A 17,838-nucleotide genomic window follows, 5' to 3' on the forward strand; every position below is an offset into this window, starting at 1 on the left:
AGTTTTTAGACAAAATTCCCCCGATTTTATCCTCAATCATCACCGATTCCTATAGTCTCGCCCAATCAGTATAATTGACATTGAACTACATCCCCCAGGTAAAAACTTGGAAAATAGACGATTGTTAGATATGATACATATTGTTATCACTAAGTCTGTTGAGAGCGGATGTCAGCACTTATCCTAGTTGGTAGGATGACTAACCCTCTCTGTGCGGACATCTTAATCTTTCGATAACCTTAACCATGGCTACTGTCTCGCCTATAACTATATTTTCGTGGGCTATGGTTCACCCTTTGAACATTACCAAATTGAGATTATGAATGACGATAAATCTTTACTCCCAAAACTCTGGCATTGTTTAGCGATCGCTGACACTGCTGCTGAAGTTGGGGCTAACCTAGAACAAGGTTTAAACTCGGAAGAAGTTGCGAAAAGACAGGAACAATTTGGCTTAAATCGCCTGGAAAGTAAGGGCGGTAAACATCCGATTATCCGATTTTTAGAACAATTCAATCAACCTCTACTTTATATCCTCATTATTGCTGGGGGTATTAAGTTTTTATTAGAAGGATGGCAAAGTGCTAATGGTTGGGTGATTTGGGCGGTAGTGCTGATTAATGCTATAGTTAGCTTTATCCAAGAAACTAAAGCGGAAAATGCGATCGCCGCCCTGTCATCGTCCATAGAAACGGAAGCGACGGTATATAGAAATGGTGAAAAAAACAAGGTTCCTTCATCGGAAATAGTCCCTGGGGATATTGTATTTATAGCTTCTGGCGATAAAGTTCCGGCAGATTTGCGCCTGGTAGAAACCAAGAATTTACAAGTTAATGAATCCGCCCTAACGGGAGAATCGACGGCGGTGGAGAAACACCCAGATACGGTAGAGGCAAATGCCTCTCTGGGAGACCGGAAAAGCATGGGTTATGCTGGCAGTTTTGTGACAGCAGGACAAGGGCGAGGCATAGTTATCGCTACTGGGAAAAATACGGAAACGGGGCGGATTTCCCAGTTAATGGAAAAACAAAATAATCTGATTACTCCCCTAACTCGGAAATTTGATAAATTCAGCCGCCAACTGCTTTATATTATCCTGGGAGTGGCAGCGTTGACGTTGGCGGTAGGGTTAGGATATGGGCAGAGTTTAAACGATGTGTTTGAAGCGACGATCGCCCTAGCAGTTAGTGCAATTCCGGAAGGTTTACCAGCAGTGGTAACAGTCGCCCTAGCTATTGGGGTTTCTCGGATGGCTAACCGCCATGCTATTATTCGGAAACTCCCGGCTGTGGAAACTCTGGGAAGTGCGACGGTTATTTGTTCTGATAAAACGGGAACTTTAACGGAAAATCAAATGACGGTCCAGCAGATTTATGCTGGGGGTGAAAATTACCAGGTTTCGGGTAGTGGTTATACACCAGAGGGGAATATATCCTTAGCAGATGAAGAGATTAACTTAGCATATCACCCTGTCCTTGAAGAATGTTTGCGAGGGGGGATGTTGTGTAATGACTCCCATTTAATTCAGGAAGAAAATACCTGGAAAGTTGTAGGAGACCCGACGGAAGGGGCTTTAATTGTTAGCGCGCGCAAAGTGGGATTTACCCTGGCTGCATTGGAAGCAGAAATGCCTCGCCAAGATGTGATTCCCTTTGAGTCAGAATATCAATATATGGCGACTTTGCATGAATCTAGCGATCGCCAAACATTGGTAATTTATGTTAAGGGTTCGGTGGAAGCTATTGTTTCCCGCTGCGATGAAATGTTAGACTCTGACGGCAGAATCATTCCGGTAGATGCTGCGGAAATTCATAAACAGGCTGAAACTATGGCAGCTTCTGGGTTACGGGTATTAGCGATCGCCAGAAAAATCACCCAGCAAACTACCCTAGACCATGAGGATATTGCACAGGGGTTAGAGTTTCTCGGCTTACAGGGAATGATTGACCCCCCACGCGAAGAAGCAATTAGGGCTGTAGCGGCCTGTAAAAATGCTGGTATTCGGGTCAAAATGATTACGGGAGACCATATCATCACCGCTAGTGCGATCGCCTCCCAAATGCGCCTGAAACGGTCGGGGAGAGTTATTGCTTTCACCGGAGAAGACCTTAGCCAGATGGATCAGCAAGAGTTTATTAACGCGGCTGAAGATGGCGTGGTATTTGCGCGGGTCGCCCCCGAACAAAAATTTCGCCTGGTGGAAGCGTTACAGTCTCGGGGAGATATTGTCGCCATGACGGGGGATGGGGTCAATGATGCGCCGGCGCTTAAACAGGCTGATATTGGTGTGGCTATGGGACAAACGGGAACCGAGGTGGCTAAAGAAGCCTCCGATATGGTTTTGACGGATGATAATTTCGCTTCTATTGAGGCGGCGGTGGAAGAAGGGCGCACGGTTTACCGTAATTTGATTAAGGCGATCGCCTTTATCTTACCTGTCAATGGCGGGGAGTCCATGACTATTGTTATTAGTGTCCTCCTCGACCGATTGTTACCTATTCTCTCCCTACAAGTCTTGTGGTTAAATATGATTAACTCCATCGCTATGACGGTTCCCCTGGCTTTTGAACCTAAGTCTAAACAAGTGATGGAACAACCCCCCCTCTCCCCTAATCGACCTCTGTTAAATAAGCCACTACTCCTGCGAATTCTGTTGATTTCTGTCTTTAACTGGGTGCTGATTTTTGGAATGTTTGAATGGGTGAGGATGACTACCGAAGAAGAAGCGATCGCCCGGACCATGGCAATTCAAGCCCTGGTATTTGGGCGGGTATTCTATCTTATTAGTCTCAGTCAAATTGGCGAAACTCTCTCCTCCAAACTACTGGGGAAAGATACCGAAATCGCCCAAGCGCCAGTAATTTGGATTGGTATTGCTGTTACCATGGTTCTACAGGTCATCTTTAGTCAGGTAGGCTTCATGAATACTTTGTTCAGCACTGCGCCCCTAGACCTGCAACAATGGTTAACCTGTTTCCTGGTAGGTTTACCTATGATTATCGTGGCGGCGATCGCTAACCGCATTGACCCACCCAACCAACTTGCCCAAAATTAACCCTAGATACTAGACAGGGGGCAGTAAATAGCTCATAATTAATCATTATTAATTAATTTCCCGCTTACCTTGGTCTGTCCCCTGTTAAAAATCCTATAAATAATATGAATCCTGAATCGACACTAAACTTACTTAAAGCCTCTTTACCTGATAGTCAACTCCCCTCTAGTTTTGGCGTTTACTTTAAAAATACTCTGGTCGCACTCTGTCACGCTTTAGAAGACCATCTTCTACAAACAGGTGAAGCTACCGGAGAAAAACCCCTGGTTTTAGTGACTTTTCAACAAGGAAAATGGTATCTCCAGGAAGCCGATCGCTATTTGCAAATCGCCCAACTTTCCCGCCATGTTGTCATTAGCGCGGTACCTGATAGCGGTTTTGCGGAACATCCCACAGGTCAATTAGATAATGTTTCCTTGATTAATCTGGAACCATCTGATAGCCTAGTAGAGGAGTGGAACCTGTTAATTATAGCACCTGGATATAGGGCGATGGTTCTTTGTCATGAATTATCAGAATCTGAATATTTGGCTAATGCGAAACCTACCATTGACACGGAACGCAAATTTTATGGACTCTGGACTTTTGATAAAGCCCTAGTAGACCAAACTACCGAAATATTAATTAATCGCTTCCGTAACTATAACCCGGAATTAGGCGATCGCCTCTGGGAATCTTATCAAAATATTACTGCTACCCCTAACCCCACATTTCCCGACCTCAGCACCGTAGTTTCTCGGATTGTTACATATTTACAATCATCACAACAAGAATTAATCTCCGTTAATCGCCAAAATAGACAACTCTGGCAATTGGAAGGACAAGCCAAACGAGTTAGCCGGAATTTAAGCGCCAACAAACTGCAAGCCCTATTACGCATGGCGCAACAAGTAGATGAACGCGACTCCTTTAACCCTTGTGCTTCCCTACAAGTCGCCGCCTTATGCGAAACCATAGGTCAGATTTTAGACCTACCAACCGTTAAGCTGCGACGGCTGAAATTAGCAGGTTTATTGCATCGTATTGGTCTGGTATCTGCACCCCCAGAAGTGTTTTTAAAAACTCCCTCCGAAATGGATGAAGCCACCCAAAAATTTTGGCGCGATCGCGCATCTATTGGTGGTAGACTATTGGAAGCTATGCCAGAATTAACAGTAGTGCAACAAGTGGTTAACCACCACTTAGAAAATTGGGATGGTAGCGGAGTTCCTGATGGTCAAAAAGGAAAACAAATCAACATCAAAGCCAGAATCTTAGGGCTAGTTAGCTATTTTCAAGAACTAACTCAGCCCAGAGGAAACCGCCCAGCTTTGACCTTAAAAGATGCCCTAAATGAATGTGAAAAATACAGCGGCACTAGATTTGATCCGGCTGTGGTGAACTCCTTAGCCACAGTAATTAGGTTAACGGAAGTGGGTTTAATGCAGTTACCAACTCAGCCGACCCAACTCCCGAATATCTGGCTAGAAGAAATCACTAATCCCGCCTATTCTGAACATCCAGAATCACCCAAAATTACACATTAATAACCTATGATTAATCATCAATCTGCATCCCTAAATATCGAAGACATTAGAAATGGTAGAATCAAAGACCTAGTTAATGCTGATTTATCCGGTCTTGACCTGTCCGGGGCTGATCTGGCTGACGCGGACCTTTCCCAAGCCAAGCTAATGGGGGCGAATTTGTCGGGGGCGAATTTGGCTAGGGCGATCGTTAGGGCTAACCTCCGAGGGGCTAATCTTACGGGGGCTAACCTCATACAGGCAGATTTTCGCAATGCTGACCTGCGGGGTGCTATCTTATTAGATACAGACCCACGAGAGGCTACCTTTGCAGGGGCTTTTCTCACCGGGGCGGTATTTGGTAATCTGGATTTAAGTGGTGTTAGTCTCCAATCGGCTGATTTGCGCGGGGTGAGTCTGTCTCGGGCGATTTTGCAGGGCTGCGACCTGAGAAATGCTAACCTTTCGGGAGTGGACTTTTCCCAAGCTGATTTGGAAGAGGCTAACCTGAGTGGCGCAGTCTTGCGAGGGGCGAATTTGCGAGGGGCTAACCTACTTTGTGCGATTGTCGAAAATACACAATGGGGCGGCGCTTGTCTTGATGAGGCTTGTTTAGATGGTACTCCCTTGGAGTCAATTCGCCAAGGCGATCGCCTTTAACCTCACCAAGATATCACTCAAGGTGCGCTACCTAGCCGATAGTCAAAATATAAGCCTCATGGATGCGAATATTGGGAACAGTCAATCGGACTATTTGATTAGTGACCGTAATTTGCTCCCGTTTGACGATCGCTAAATCCTTAACCACCGCTTCCCCACTGTCTGGAATTCGGGAGATAGTCAAATTTAAAGGCTGTCCAGGCTGTCCCAAACCAAGCTGCTGAAGATTTCTGAGAGTCAGCGTAACAGTAGCTTGACGGGCGGAAGGACCTTGCTCAAAATAACCAAAGAGGACTTGGGCTTGATTTTGACCATTAGACTGACTCGCCAAACCAATCACTCTGGGGTTATTTCCCTGAGTCCTCACCCTAGTGCTAAAGCCATCAGAATAGGCTTTATAAACCCACCAAACCGCCCTAGGTGCAAAAGGTCCCGGCTGCACCAAACCATCAAGACTTTTGTTAAAACAGTTATTTGGACCCCCCCCTTTCGGCTCCCAACAGGCTTTGGCGGCGGCAGAAGCGCCCCCCTGTTCTGTATAATACAAATAGGCTAAATTTTCGGCCGGTCGATATTGGGCAGTCGGTCCAATGATTTCGTTAACATCCAATCGCTGAATTCTTAGACTGCGATAAGCTGGGTTCTGTCGAAAACTCTGGTTAGCATCTCGGATATGGGGTGCGATCGCATTAATAGTTTGATCATTCAGTTCATGCCAAGATAATGAGTTAACCTCAAGATTATTGTCTCGGCAATAGTTTAAAAAAGCCCTCAAAAAACCCTTATCATACTTAGTAATACTCGGCCCACCAATAATCACATCAGAGCCTAACTCTTCCCGTAAAACCCGATAAGCCCTTTTGTAGGTTTCAAAAAACTGTTGTCTGGTTCCATGCCAAAACGGATCGCGCAAATCGGGTTCATTCCAGATATCCCAGAGCATCTTTTTTCCCTTATGTTCTCTAGCCAAATTCCGAACATGGTTTTCCCAGCGAGTATAGTCATCATAGGGCCACCCCCGTGGTCTTCCATATCCCCAAGTATCACTGAGTAACAACTGAAATGTTGCTCCAAATCCAGTTAAGCGCCGATAAAGGTTGAGGCGAGATGTCCGCCACAGTCTCGGTTGCAGGGGTTCAATTAGATGATCTGGCGGTTCATCTTGTTCAACTCCATACAGAAAACCACTCATAGATTGAACGCCTGGTTGAGTGGTGGCAAAATCAATGGTCAAATCCCCTTGAGTTTGAGCGATCGCCGGAATTATGCTCACCCCAACAAATAGCAATCCTCCTGCTATTGCCAATAACACAGAAAGCCATTTAATTCGCCCAATTCGGCGCAAATTAGTTAATTGTTTAATCATTGGTCAATTCTCAGTTAATCTTGATACAGTCATTTCAGTAATCATACAATAGGCTTTAAAAGTGTCTCTCCTCCCGGTTTACTAATTCCCCTGTGGACTGGGGCGGGTTTATTAATATAGTCGTCGGCAGTTGAGTTGACAACGGAACCCGCCCCTACAATTATTGATTATGAATTATCAATTCAATTGTCTCTCCTCTTCCCCTGTGGACTGGGGCGGGTTTATTAATATAGTCGTCGGCAGTTGAGTTGACAACGGAACCCGCCCCTACAATTATTGATTATGAATTATCAATTCAATTGTCTCTCCTCTTTCCCTGTGGACTGGGGCGGGTTTATTAATATAGTCGTCGGCAGTTGAGTTGACAACGGAACCCGCCCCTACAATTATTGATTATGAATTATCAATTCAATTGTCTCTCCTCTTACCCTGGGGACTGGGGCGGGTTTATTAATATAGTCGTCGGCAGTTGAATTGACAACGGAACCCGCCCCTACAATTATTGATTATGAATTATCAATTCAATTGTCTCTCCTCTTCCCCTGTGGACTGGGGCGGGTTTATTAATATAGTCGTCGGCAGTTGAGTTGACAACGGAACCCGCCCCTACAATTATTGATTATGAATTATCAATTCAATTGTCTCTCCTCTTACCCTGGGGACTGGGGCGGGTTTATTAATATAGTCGTCGGCAGTTGAGTTGACAACGGAACCCGCCCCTACAATTATTGATTATGAATTATCAATTCAATTGTCTCTCCTCTTACCCTGGGGACTGGGGCGGGTTTATTAATATAGTCGTCGGCAGTTGAGTTGACAACGGAACCCGCCCCTACAATTATTGATTATGAATTATCAATTCAATTGTCTCTCCTCTTACCCTGTGGACTGGGGCGGGTTTATTAATATAGTCGTCGGCAGTTGAGTTGACAACGGAACCCGCCCCTACAATTATTGATTATGAATTATCAATTCAATTGTCTCTCCTCTTACCCTGGGGACTGGGGCGGGTTTATTAATATAGTCGTCGGCAGTTGAATTGACAACGGAACCCGCCCCTACAATTATTGATTATGAATTATCAATTCAATTGTCTCTCCTCTTCCCCTGTGGACTGGGGCGGGTTTATTAATATAGTCGTCGGCAGTTGAGTTGACAACGGAACCCGCCCCTACAATTATTGATTATGAATTATCAATTCAATTGTCTCTCCTCTTACCCTGTGGACTGGGGCGGGTTTATTAATATAGTCGTCGGCAGTTGAGTTGACAACGGAACCCGCCCCTACAATTATTGATTATGAATTATCAATTCAATTGTCTCTCCTCTTACCCTGGGGACTGGGGCGGGTTTATTAATATAGTCGTCGGCAGTTGAATTGACAACGGAACCCGCCCCTACAATTATTAATTATTAATTATTAATTATTAATTATTAATTATTGCCTGTTGTTAACTGCTTACCAGGGACTGCTAATCATAGTAAAACCAGCCCAATAATAGGTGGTGAGCAAAATTCGCCATTGTCCGGGGTTTAACCGTATATCAATTATTGAGTTGCGAATCTTCTGAAGTATTATACGCTATTGTCGTAAGATGTCCTGCAAATATACGACTAAATCATGGCTCCGACATTAGAGCTAAGGTCCCCAAATCGCTAATGTTCCAATTTGGATGCCAAGATATAGGTAAAGCGGAAAAGGAGGGTGATAAATTTGTGGGGGCGGGTTCCGCAATTAGTTAAGGTTCCCGACGACAATTTTAATCAACCCGCCCCTACCTACCCTCCTAGCTATCAATCAGGAATCAGCAATTAACGCATGGTGACGAATTCTTCACCGCTGCTGGGATGAATACCCATTGTGTTGTCGAAATCTTTTTTGGTAGCTCCCATATTAACAGCGATCGCAACTCCTTGGATCAGTTCGGCTGAGTCTTTACCCACCATGTGAGCCCCCAAAACGCGATCGGTATTAGTTTCCACGATTAACTTCATTAATACCTTTTCATCAGCCCCCGTCAGACTGTGGAACATGGGTCGGAACACAGCCCGATAGCATTTAATCCCATCACCGAATTTTTCTTGGGCTTGGGCTTCTGTCATGCCTACTGTCGCCGCCTCCGGTTGGGAGAATACCGCTGTAGCGATGTTATCATGGCTGATGGAGCGCGGTAAATGACCAAATTCCGTATCTGCAAAAGCCCGACCTTCGGCGATCGCTACTGGGGTCAGGTTCACGCGGTCTGTGCAGTCTCCCACCGCAAAAATATTAGATTGAGTCGTGCGGCTGTCTTGAGTTACAGCGATCGCCCCTTTAATCGTTTCTACCCCCGCATTTTCCAGGTTTAATCCATCCAGTTTAGGCTGGCGACCTGTCGCACACAACAGAGCATCTACAATCAACGGTTCTGTATCATCACCTGTTAGGGTGAGTTTCAGACCTTCCTCCACTTTTTCGATTTTTTCAATGGTGGTATTAGTGCGGAAATTCACCCCATGCTTGGTCATACCCTCTTGAATATGGCTCCGCAGGTCTTGATCAAATCCCCGCAGGATCAGGTCACGCCGGATAATTTCTGTGACTTGGGAACCTAAACCATTGAGGATACCCGCAAATTCTACCGCAATATAGCCACCACCCCAAACCGCGAACCGTTTTGGTTGTTCCGGCAGCAAAAACATATCATCAGAAATGATACTATGTTCAATGCCGGGAATCTCTGGGCGCACCGCTTTCGCTCCCACTGCCACCAGAATTTTATCGGCGGTAATTTTGCGATCGCCTACTTCTAGTGTATGGGCATCAATAAATTTAGCGTATCCATCAATAAGTTCCACTCCGGCTTTTTCCAAAAAGCTGATATGGAGTTGGCTTAACCGTTTAACTTCCGTATCAACCGCTTGGGTGAGTTTTTGCCAATCAAAGCTACTCTCCACCTCACTCCAGCCATAGCCTACCGCGTCCTTGTATAGGTGGGAAAACTGGGAAGCATAGACCATCAGTTTTTTGGGGACACAACCCCTGATCACACAGGTTCCCCCAACCACTGAATTTTCAGCGATCGCTACTTTCGCCCCATAGGAAGCCGCCCGTTTCGATGAAGCCAACCCCCCTGAACCTGCACCAATCACAAACAAATCATAATCGTATGCCATACAATAATAGCCTCTTGTCTAAAACATCAATTTTCTAAGATGACTTGGATCGCCCAATGACTTCCAATATATTTTACCCCAATCAGTACCCGGCTCCAAATTTGTGGAACTTATTGCCCACCTGACCAGTCCAGACCATGAGAAATCAATTACCATCTAATTCATAATTGATAACTCTTGACGTATAATGGCGGTCATCATCTTTGGCTCAAATTTTGCTGATCGCAGTTGAATTAGTCGTATGATTGGGAAGTAATCATCTGGTTAGCAAGTTACAATATTATGAGAATTTGTCCCCCCAAAACTGTGTCTAAATTTCTGGTGGTGTTCCCACTAATTGGCAGCACCATAACTGCCATGTTTCCGGCGCAAGCGTTGACCCCACAACAGCGCCAGGAATTTCAGACCAATTATCTGCAAGGATGCCGAGCCGGAATGGCGGCTGAGAATATTTCCCCCCAAAGAGGAGAAGCCTTTTGTAATTGTACCTTAGATCGTTTAAGTAAACTGCCAGATGACAAATTATTGGCGCTAAGTAATCTGACAACTCAACAGGAAATTATGGCAAATCGAGATTTTCAAGCAGCTTTTATGCAATGTTCTCCCACCTTGATAAAAGATTGAAGTGAGTTGTTGATTGTCAGGAGGACCAGGGTAGAAGTTGCCCTATCTCTGGCAACCTAGTGGATAATAGAGGTATTTTACTGATATTTTAGGTAGAATTTCCCTGTATAGGAATCCACTGGAGTTATAGAGATAGAAACTATGAGTTTAAACGTCGCACCCTATGGCTCCTGGAAGTCGGCTATCACCACCGACTTAATTATTAAAGGGGCAGTCGGGTTGGCAGATCCTGCCTGGGATAGCGGTGATATATACTGGATCGAGGGACGACCCTCCGAAGGGGGACGCAATGTGATTGTGCGCCTAACCCCCAAAGGCGATCGCATTGATTGCACTCCGGCCGCTTTTAATGCTCGTACCCGTGTACATGAGTATGGGGGAGGATCTTATACCGTCAGTGAGGGGACGGTATATTTTTCTAATTTTGCTGATGGACGCATTTACCGTCAGGCGATCGCCTCAGTTGCTCAACCCACCGAAATTGTACCCGAACCTATCACCCCAGAAGGAAATTTCCGCTATGCTGATTTGCTCATAGATACCCGCCGGGGACGTTTGATTTGTGTGCGGGAAGACCACAGCCAACCAGGAGAACCCGTTAATACCCTCATTAGCCTTAACCTTAACAACCCTGAAGATATCCAAATCTTAGCCACTGGGGCCGATTTTTACGCCTCCCCTAACCTCAGTCAAGACGGCTCGCGTCTCTGTTGGATTTGCTGGTATCATCCTAATATGCCTTGGGATGGTACAGAATTATGGGTGGCTGAAGTTACCGAAAATGGGACTTTAGACCAACAACAACGGGTGGCAGGGGGAGTCCAAGAGTCAATTTTTCAGCCTCAATGGTCTCCTGATGGAACTCTTTATTTTGTAAGCGATCGCGCTAACTGGTGGAACCTCTACCGGGTTCGTGATCAGAAAATTGAGCCATTATTTCCCCTCCCGGCGGAATTTGGACTACCTCAATGGGTCTTTGGGATGTCTACATTCGGTTTCATCTCCCAACGGCGGCTTTGTTGTGCCTATACTCAAAATGGTATTTGGTCCTTAGCTACTTTAGACCCAGAAACTCAACAATTACGTTCCTTTGATGTTTCCTATACCTATATTTCCTCCGTCAAAGTTCACAACAATAGTATTTTGATGTTGGCATCTTCCGCTACTGAACCGACCGCCTTGGTGCAATTGGATCTCAATGCTGGAGAAATGAATGTCGTGCGATCTTCCACCGAAATAGACCTAGACCCTGGTTATTTATCGGTCCCAGAACCTATTGAGTTTCCTACCGAAAATGGCCAAAGCGCCTACGGCTTCTTTTATCCACCCCAAAATAAAGACTATGTGGCTCCTGAGACCGAAAAACCACCTCTCCTAGTCAAAAGCCACGGCGGACCCACGGCGGCGACTTCTAGCAGTCTCAATTTGAAAATTCAGTATTGGACCAGTCGCGGTTTTGCCGTATTGGATGTTAACTATGGTGGTAGTACCGGCTATGGTCGGGAATATCGCCAACGTCTTCAGGGTAACTGGGGAATTGTTGATGTCGCTGACTGTGTTAATGGTGCTAAGTTTCTGGCGGCGCAAGGGTTGGTTGATGGCGATCGCATGGCGATCGCTGGCGGTAGTGCTGGGGGTTATACTACTCTGTGCGCCTTGACTTTTCATGATGTGTTTAAAGCTGGCGCTAGTTACTATGGCGTTAGTGATTTGGAGGCTTTAGCTAACGATACCCATAAATTTGAGTCTCGCTATCTTGATGGCTTGATTGCACCTTACCCAGAAGGTCGGGATTTGTATATAGCCAGGTCGCCTATTCATCATAGCGATCGCCTCAACTGTCCCATTATATTTTTCCAAGGACTCCAGGATCAAGTCGTCCCCCCTAACCAAGCTGAGAAAATGGTGCAAGTCCTCCAAGCTAAAGGCTTAACCGTCGAATATGTCACCTTTGCTGATGAACAACATGGCTTCCGTAAAGCTGATAATATTAAGACAGCCTTAGAGGATGAGTTTCAATTCTATATCCGTGTATTTGGGATTGGTAACTAATAGCTACTCCCAGGGGAATGATTACCGGGGAAATTAATTGATGCTTGATTCTTGATTCTTGATAGTTAGGAATTATCAACTATTTTCCCCATAAAAAACTGCGACATTAACCAAAATATAATCTTCCTTAATTCCTAACCAGAATTAGGGGAGGTTAAACCGATATATGTCGCCATCTGTTTCCCAATTATCTACATTGTCTCGTATACTCTCTAATTACCGGAATCAGCGTAAATAATGTTTGCTGTTCCCGTTGGATATTATCCACTAAAAACCGCTTTTGTAAAGATTGAACCGCCCACAATAAATCCGAACTATTATGGTTAGTATTCTCTAGCAAATCCGCCATAGACACACCGGAATCTGATGCCGATAACCGCCCCATTACCTGTTTTTCCAAATCCGATAATTGCTGCCAAAAATAATCTAATATATGCTTGATTTCTGGCAATACCAAGATAGAGTTATTGGCTAGATATTGCTTCACACTACCACCAAAAAACTCTTTTATTGTCCGGGATACAATTTTCAAAAAGCCGGGATTACCACCATATATATCTATCAATTCTTGCCAATTATCAGCGTCTAACAAACTGGCAGAAGTCAAAATATTATGGGCTGAATCTGACCCCAAGCCTGCTAATGTCAAGCATTTAACCCGATGATTATTATTAGTTAACTCGATTAATTCTTGAGGCAAAATTGAACTATTCATAATCAAACAACTGTTATGGGATAGTTCGCCAATCGTTTTAAAGAATAATCGATAACTTTCGTAACCCGGTTTATAGCCTCCCACCAGGTTATGAGGATTTAAAATCGCCTGCACATCGTCTAAAATGAGCAAGCAGCGATGTTGTCGGAAAGATTCCATGACTAATGATAATTGTTCTGCTAATTGGTGGGATGGGTTTTGAGCTTCTGCGACTGTGGAAGCGTAACTGATGGTCAGGGGTCGGATATCCGGGTTGGGGGGAGGCAAAAATTGGGTTAAATAAGTTAAGATTGAAGATAGGGAAGGTAGGGTGCGTAAACTCCGCCAAATCACACAATCAAAATGGTCTTGAATTTGTGGTAAAAGATGCAGGGCGACTGCGGTTTTACCTATACCACTAAGGCCCAAAATCGAGACTAAATGACTGCGATCTTGTAGTATCCAATTTTTGAGAGTAGCCACTTCTTCTTGGCGATCGCAAAAATAATCCCCATTAGGTATATCAGTGCGATCGATACGCCTGAAGGACTCAGTGTTATATGGTTGCGTGGTAGTTTCACCCTGGGGAGGTGGGGAATTTGTTTGAGTAACTGTATCAATGGTAACAAATTCTTCGCTATTGGACAAAGCCGGAAGTTGTAGCCTCTGACAAGTCGATCGCAAATTAGATTTATTGATTTCCTCTCCCGACGCTTGGGAAAGGGTTTTCCATAGCAGATAAGCCACCTTTTTGGCATGGGGTTCGCTACAGTTGTAGCCCGCGGCAATTTCCGAGTATTTTTGATTTTGGTAAGTCCCCTGCAAAATTGCTGTCTCCAGGTCATCTAGGTGTTTTCCTGTTTGGATCAACACTAGACCGTCAGCCCATTCGATAATTTGTTGAACTTCCATAATACTAATAAGTGTTATTACTTATTCAAATTGTCTCATCTTCGCCAGTAGCGATCGGTGATCAGGGGACAAGGGACTCGTAATGAATAACACCGGATCACAGAGAAAAACAGCCTATATATCTGTGATCTGATAACTCCCAACCTGTGACCGAAAACAACTATCTGAGTTGAGGGAGAGACCAGGGACAGGTAACAGACGGCATAGAATCCTTGAGGCTGTCCTATATATAGCAGTTCCCGGACTGATGAGGTACTTTTCAAAGCCCCTCTCCCTTTCTGGGAGAGGGGTTTGGGGTGAGGGCTGTATTTCATAGAGATGAGAAGCGCTATATATGTTATATATTCGGAAAATGTCTAGTAATGGTCTCTTATCTCTGGGAATTTTATACCACTTTTGACAACTTTTGACAACTTAATACTACTTTAGACTACCTTATCCCACTAGCAATCACTCCATCCTACTCAATCAAACTTTATCCGACTTGGGAAACTTTTGCCTACCATTTCGCGACCAGCAAGCTGAGATTTTCCGAAAAAAGTAGATACACAATCCTACTTTTTGCTGCTGACATAAAGAATTTAGTTTGCTATAAATGAAAGTGGGCAGAGTTAAAGGTTAGCTACCAATAACTAATTCGTCCAGATTACATACTGGAATCCTTTATTTTATCAGAGTTCGTCTATGTGTAGGTATGTGTTCACCACCCATGTTAATAAGTTGACCATACCTACCTTTTTGAACTAAAGGGCATCTATCACCTGAATTGGCTATAATTGCTGGCAATGATTAAATATCATCGTCGGGGCTGAGTATGGCAAAAATCACCATATTTGATAGCAATTTGATAGCATATCCTTGGCAAAAAATAGCCTCGCAAATTCTCGCAAAAAAAGAAGCGTAAACCATGAAAATTAGCCAAGAAACTCACCTGAATGATTTAATCCAACAAGTCAAAGACGCTCAAGCCCAATACGCGACTTACAGCCAAGAACAGGTAGACAAAATTTTCCAAGTCGCTGCTTTAGCCGCCAACGCCTCCCGGATTAATCTGGCTCAAATGGCTGTAGAAGAAACCGGAATGGGAGTAGTAGAAGACAAGGTAATCAAAAATCACTTTGCTTCTGAATACATTTACAACAAATACAAAGGCGAAAAGACCTGTGATGTTATCGAGTCTGATCCCCATTATGGCTGGCAAAAAATCGCCGAACCCCTAGGAATTTTAGCGGGAATTATCCCCACCACTAATCCGACATCTACCGCTATTTTTAAAGCCTTATTAGCCCTGAAAACCCGCAATGGTATTATCTTTTCTCCTCACCCCAGAGCCACAGAATGCACCATTAAAGCTGCCAAAATTATCCTAGATGCGGCGGTAGCTGCTGGCGCACCAGAGGGAATTATTGGATGGATAGATAACCCAACTCTCCAATGGTCTCAACAGTTGATGCAGCATCCTGATATCAGCCTAATTTTAGCAACAGGCGGACCGGGAATGGTGCAGGCTGCTTATTCATCTGGACATCCTAGCATGGGGGTGGGTTCCGGGAATACTCCCGCCATTATTGATGGGACTGCTGACCTGAAAATGGCTGTTTCTTCTATCTTAATTAGCAAAACTTTTGACAATGGTATGATTTGCGCTTCTGAACAAGCAGTGATTGTTCAAGATGAGGTTTATACCAGCGTTAAACAGGAGTTAATCGCCAGGGGTGCATATTTTCTGAAACAGCAGGAAAAAGAAGCCATCCGACAACTGATTCTTCAAGATGAGCGATTAAATCCGGAAATTGTGGGTCAGTCGGTGCAAAAACTAGCAGAAATGGCAGGTATTCAAGTAGAAGAAAATACCAAAGTTCTGATAGGAGAGGTTACAGAAGTTGGGGTTAATGAACCTTTGTCTTATGAAAAGCTGTCGCCAATTTTGGCAATGTATCGGGCTAGTAGTTTCCCCGCAGCAGTTGAGACCGCCCAAAAGTTAATTATTTTTGGTGGTAAAGGACATACATCTGTTTTGTATACTCACCCTGGGAATAGCGAACATATTAAATATTTTGAAAATCGTTTGCACACTGGGCGGGTATTAATTAATAGTCCTTCATCTCAGGGGGCTATTGGCGACGTTTACAATTTCCGACTGTCTCCTTCTTTGACTTTAGGATGCGGTAGTTGGGGGGGTAATTCGATTAGCGAAAATGTGGAACCACACCATTTATTAAACATTAAAAATGTCGCGGAACGTCGGGAAAATATGTTGTGGTTCCGAGTGCCGCCCAAGATTTACTTTAAGGGGGGATGTTTACCAGTAGCCCTGGGAGAGTTACGGGGTAAAAAACGGGCTTTTATTGTGACGGACAAACCTCTGTTTGATCTGGGATTAGTTACACAAGTTACGGAGGTGTTAGACCGGATAAAAGTACCTCATTATGTGTTCTATGATGTGGAACCAGATCCGAAACTTTCTAATATTAATAAAGGGGTGGAACTTATGAATAGTTATCAGCCCGATATGATCATCGCTTTTGGTGGCGGTTCCCCCATGGATGCGGCTAAAATTATGTGGCTGATGTACGAACATCCACAAATTGAGTTTGACGGTTTAGCCACGCGATTTATGGATATTCGGAAGCGGGTTTATGCTTTACCAGAACTAGGAAATAAAGCTATTATGGTGGCAATTCCTACTACTTCTGGGACGGGTTCTGAGGTGACACCTTTTGCTGTGGTTACCGACGATCGCACGGGGATTAAATATCCTCTCGCTGATTATGCCCTGACCCCAAATATGGCGATCGTTGACCCGGAATTAACCTTAAATATGCCGAAAAAACTAACGGCTTATGGTGGTATTGATGCGGTGACTCACGCCTTAGAAGCCTATGTCTCAATTTGTGCGTCACAGTTTACTAATGGACTGGCATTAGAAGCATTAGGGTTACTGTTTAAATACTTGCCTTCTGCTTATCAAAATGGCGCAAAAGACCCGAAGGCGCGTGAACAGGTGCATTATGCTGCCACTATTGCTGGTCTGGCTTTTGCTAATGCTTTTTTAGGTATTTGTCATTCCCTAGCACATAAATTAGGCTCGACTTTCCATTTGCCTCACGGCTTGGCAAATGCTTTAATGATTTCCCATGTAATTCGGTATAATTCTACGGATGTCCCTTTTAAACAGGCGATTTTTCCGCAGTATGAATACCCCCAAGCTAAACAGCGTTATGCAGAAATAGCTGACTACCTCAAATTAGGCGGAAATACCCTTGATGAGAAGGTAGAAAAATTGATAGAAGCTGTGGAATCTCTCAAGCAAAAAATTGAGATTCCACTGACCATTAAACAATCACTAGACATCGAAGAAAAGGAATTTATGAGTAACTTACCTAATTTGGCTAACCAGGCTTTTGATGACCAATGTACTGCTGCTAATCCCCGTTATCCGTTAATTGCTGATTTGCAGAATTTGTACGCTACTGCTTATCATGAACCGGCTGTTAAAAAAGCACCGACTCACCCAGAATCTCAGCCGGAAAATACGGCGCAAACTCAACAAAAACAATATCTGGAAATGATTGACAAGTATTGTCAAGGTGGTGAGTCGGCTATGGCTGTTGGCGACCTGGATAAGGATACATTAATCGGGTTAAATGATGCTTGGTGGAAAACTGGGGTTATGTAATCCCATGTAATCGAGGATATTTCCATCAAATTTACTTGACTTTCGGCTTTTGGCGATCGCTATAACATAGCGATCGCCATTTGATTGACCTGTTTTGAGTAATCATCACTTGACCAAATTCTCCCCAACTATCTG

At 44.3% G+C, this 17,838-nt stretch carries 9 protein-coding genes; 6 read left to right on the top strand and 3 right to left on the bottom strand.

Going from position 1 to position 17,838, the window contains the following annotated elements; translation table 11 throughout:
• Positions 1-319: 319 nt before the first annotated feature.
• From XZ46_RS22120 to XZ46_RS22130, 3 genes are all read left to right on the top strand, one after another.
• Positions 320-3,055 carry a cation-transporting P-type ATPase gene (locus tag XZ46_RS22120; RefSeq protein ID WP_048895246.1) on the top strand — a complete coding sequence of 912 codons (2,736 nt, stop codon included), beginning with the start codon at positions 320-322 and terminating at the stop codon, positions 3,053-3,055.
• A gap of 104 nt (positions 3,056-3,159) precedes the next feature.
• Positions 3,160-4,581 (top strand): HD domain-containing phosphohydrolase, encoded by a 1,422-nt coding sequence (locus tag XZ46_RS22125; RefSeq protein ID WP_008054057.1) that lies wholly within the window; start codon positions 3,160-3,162, stop codon positions 4,579-4,581.
• Between the two features lie 6 nt (positions 4,582-4,587).
• Complete coding sequence (locus XZ46_RS22130; RefSeq protein WP_006623631.1) at positions 4,588-5,220, top strand: pentapeptide repeat-containing protein; 633 nt, start codon at positions 4,588-4,590, stop codon at positions 5,218-5,220.
• A 31-nt stretch (positions 5,221-5,251) separates the two neighbouring features.
• Here XZ46_RS22130 and XZ46_RS22135 read toward each other — a convergent pair whose 3' ends face one another.
• The gene (locus tag XZ46_RS22135; RefSeq protein ID WP_008054060.1) at positions 5,252-6,586 is read right to left on the bottom strand and encodes a GH39 family glycosyl hydrolase; all 1,335 of its coding nucleotides are present in this window, start codon (positions 6,584-6,586) and stop codon (positions 5,252-5,254) included.
• A gap of 1,812 nt (positions 6,587-8,398) precedes the next feature.
• On the bottom strand, positions 8,399-9,742 hold the full coding sequence (gene gor, locus XZ46_RS22140) for a glutathione-disulfide reductase (protein ID WP_008054061.1): 1,344 nt from the start codon (positions 9,740-9,742) through the stop codon (positions 8,399-8,401).
• Between the two features lie 282 nt (positions 9,743-10,024).
• Here gor and XZ46_RS22145 point away from each other — a divergent pair, with 282 nt between their 5' ends.
• Positions 10,025-10,366, top strand: a complete 342-nt coding sequence (locus XZ46_RS22145) for a hypothetical protein (protein ID WP_006623628.1) — start codon at positions 10,025-10,027, stop codon at positions 10,364-10,366.
• A gap of 141 nt (positions 10,367-10,507) precedes the next feature.
• The gene (locus tag XZ46_RS22150; RefSeq protein WP_008054063.1) at positions 10,508-12,418 is read left to right on the top strand and encodes a S9 family peptidase; all 1,911 of its coding nucleotides are present in this window, start codon (positions 10,508-10,510) and stop codon (positions 12,416-12,418) included.
• Positions 12,419-12,605: 187 nt separating this feature from the next.
• On the opposite strand, the gene XZ46_RS22155 is transcribed toward XZ46_RS22150, so the two are convergent.
• Complete coding sequence (locus tag XZ46_RS22155) at positions 12,606-14,024, bottom strand: helix-turn-helix domain-containing protein (protein WP_008054065.1); 1,419 nt, start codon at positions 14,022-14,024, stop codon at positions 12,606-12,608.
• A gap of 907 nt (positions 14,025-14,931) precedes the next feature.
• Here XZ46_RS22155 and adhE point away from each other — a divergent pair.
• Positions 14,932-17,703: a bifunctional acetaldehyde-CoA/alcohol dehydrogenase gene (gene adhE / locus XZ46_RS22160; RefSeq protein ID WP_008054067.1), complete on the top strand. Its 2,772-nt coding sequence runs from the start codon at positions 14,932-14,934 to the stop codon at positions 17,701-17,703.
• Positions 17,704-17,838 lie beyond the last annotated feature (135 nt).

The organism is Limnospira indica PCC 8005 (assembly GCF_000973065.1).
In the GTDB taxonomy this organism is placed as follows: domain Bacteria; phylum Cyanobacteriota; class Cyanobacteriia; order Cyanobacteriales; family Microcoleaceae; genus Limnospira; species Limnospira fusiformis.